This is a genomic window from uncultured Abyssibacter sp. (genome assembly GCF_964000955.1).
Lineage (GTDB): Bacteria > Pseudomonadota > Gammaproteobacteria > Nevskiales > OUC007 > Abyssibacter.
In genome coordinates, this window is the sequence record NZ_CAXFCL010000034.1 from 1 (window position 1) to 1,997 (window position 1,997).

A 1,997-nucleotide genomic window follows, 5' to 3' on the forward strand; every position below is an offset into this window, starting at 1 on the left:
AGACGCCGAACGGCATCGTCACCTTCCTTGACACGCCCGGTCACGCCGCGTTTACCAAGATGCGCGCCCGTGGTGCCGAGTCGACCGACGTGGTGGTGCTGGTCGTGGCCGCCGATGATGGTGTGATGCCGCAGACCAAGGAAGCCATCGACCATGGTCGCGCCGCCGGCGTGCCGATGGTGGTCGCGGTGACCAAGTGCGACAAGGAAGACGCCGATCCCGAGCGGGTCCGCAACGAGCTGTCGCAGGAGCAGGTGATCCCGGAAGAATGGGGTGGCGAATACCAGTTCATCAATGTCTCCGCCCACACGGGGCAGGGCGTCGACGAGCTGCTGGAGGCCATCCTGCTGCAATCCGAGGTGCTGGAGCTGTCCGCGCCGGTGGATGCGCCGGCCAAGGGTGTCGTCGTCGAGTCCAGTCTGGAAAAGGGCCGTGGCCCGGTTGCCACCGTACTGGTCAAGGAAGGCACGCTCAGCCGGGGTGACGTGATCATCGCCGGTGCGAACTTCGGTCGCGTCCGCGCGCTGTTCGACGAGACCGGTGCCCAGGTGCAGTCCATCGGGCCGTCCATGCCCGCCGAGGTGCTCGGGCTCTCCGGTACGCCGGAGGCCGGTGACGAGGTGCTGGCCGTGGCCGACGAGAAGAAGGCCCGCGAGCTGGTCGATCTGCGCGAATCCAAGATGCGCGAGAAGCGCCAGATGGACCTGGCCAAGGAGCGTCGCAGCGCGATGATGGCCAGCCTGTCCGAGGGCGGCCTCAAGCAGCTCGCGATCATGATCAAGGGCGACGTGCAGGGCAGTGTGGAAGCGCTGTCCGACGCGATCGCCAACCTGCCGACCGAAGAGGTTTCGGTGAAGGTGGTCTCGGCCAACGTGGGCGGGATCAGCGAATCCGACATCGACCTGGCCGCGGCATCCAACGCCCTGGTCATCGGCTTCAACGTCCGCGCTGACAGCAAGGCGCGCAAGTCGGCCCAGGAAAGCGGCGTCGACGTGCGCTACTACAGCGTGATCTACGATGTCATGGACGACATGCGCGACGCGGTCAGTGGCCTGCTCGGAACCGAGACCAAGGAACAGATCGTCGGCACCGCCGAGGTTCGCGAGGTATTCCAGGCTTCCAAGTGGGGTCAGGTCGCCGGCTGTCTGGTCGTCGAAGGTCAGGTCCGTCGTGGTCTGCCGATCCGCGTGCTTCGCGACAACGTGGTGATCTACGAGGGCGAACTCGAGTCGCTGCGCCGTCACAAGGACGATGTCCAGAAGGTCGACGCCGGTACCGAATGCGGTATTGCGGTGAAGAACTACAACGACGTGCGCGCCGGCGACAGCATCGAGGTCTTCGAGCGCATCGAAGTGCAGCGCAAGGTGGCCGAGACGGCCGAGGCCTAGGCCTCGGCGTCACGCCCACCGTTCTGAGTCAGGCTCGCCATGCCTCGTGAGACGCCTCGCGCCACCCGCGTGGGATCGCGCATCCAGCGGATTCTCGGGCAGGTGATCGCCTCAGACATTCGTGATTCGCGGCTCGGGTTGGCGACCGTGACCGATGTAGAGGTCAGCAAGGACCTCGCGGCCGCGCGCGTCTACATCAGCGCGCTGGGTGATCGGACGGCGGCGGATCAGGCGGTCGACGTGCTGAACGAGCGCGCGCCATACCTGCGCCACCGTGTTGCCCAGGCCATGTCATTGCGCCATACGCCATCGCTGCGCTTCATGCCCGACTACAGTCAGGCGGACAGCGATCGCATCCGCTCGCTGCTGGAGCGTGGGGACACCGAACAGTCCGACGAGGACTGACATCGACCATGGCTCGGCGCAGGCGCGGACGTCCCGTCAGCGGCATTCTGCTGCTCGACAAACCCAAGGGCATCAGCAGCAATGGCGCGTTGCAACGCGTGCGACGGCTGTTCAACGCTCAGAAGGCAGGCCACACCGGCAGTCTGGATCCGCTGGCCACCGGCATGCTGCCGATCTGTCTCGGCGAGGCGACCAAGCTATCCG

Annotated in this window: 2 protein-coding genes and 1 pseudogene; all 3 read left to right on the forward strand. The window is 65.9% G+C overall.

From position 1 onward, the window contains the following. A partial coding sequence (gene infB / locus ABNS06_RS01340; protein ID WP_348672161.1) for a translation initiation factor IF-2 occupies window positions 1–1,388 on the forward strand: 1,388 nt, incomplete at its 5' end. Between the two features lie 39 nt (window positions 1,389–1,427). Continuing rightward, the gene (gene rbfA / locus ABNS06_RS01345) at window positions 1,428–1,793 is read left to right on the forward strand and encodes a 30S ribosome-binding factor RbfA (RefSeq protein ID WP_348672162.1); all 366 of its coding nucleotides are present in this window, start codon (window positions 1,428–1,430) and stop codon (window positions 1,791–1,793) included. Window positions 1,794–1,801: 8 nt separating this feature from the next. Next, window positions 1,802–1,997, forward strand: a pseudogene (locus tag ABNS06_RS01350) (tRNA pseudouridine(55) synthase TruB); the annotation flags it as partial.

Coding starts and splice junctions, on each gene's coding strand:
- rbfA (WP_348672162.1), top strand. CDS start 1,428: ATGCCTCGTGAGACGCCTCGCGCCACCCGCGTGGGATCGCGCATCCAG.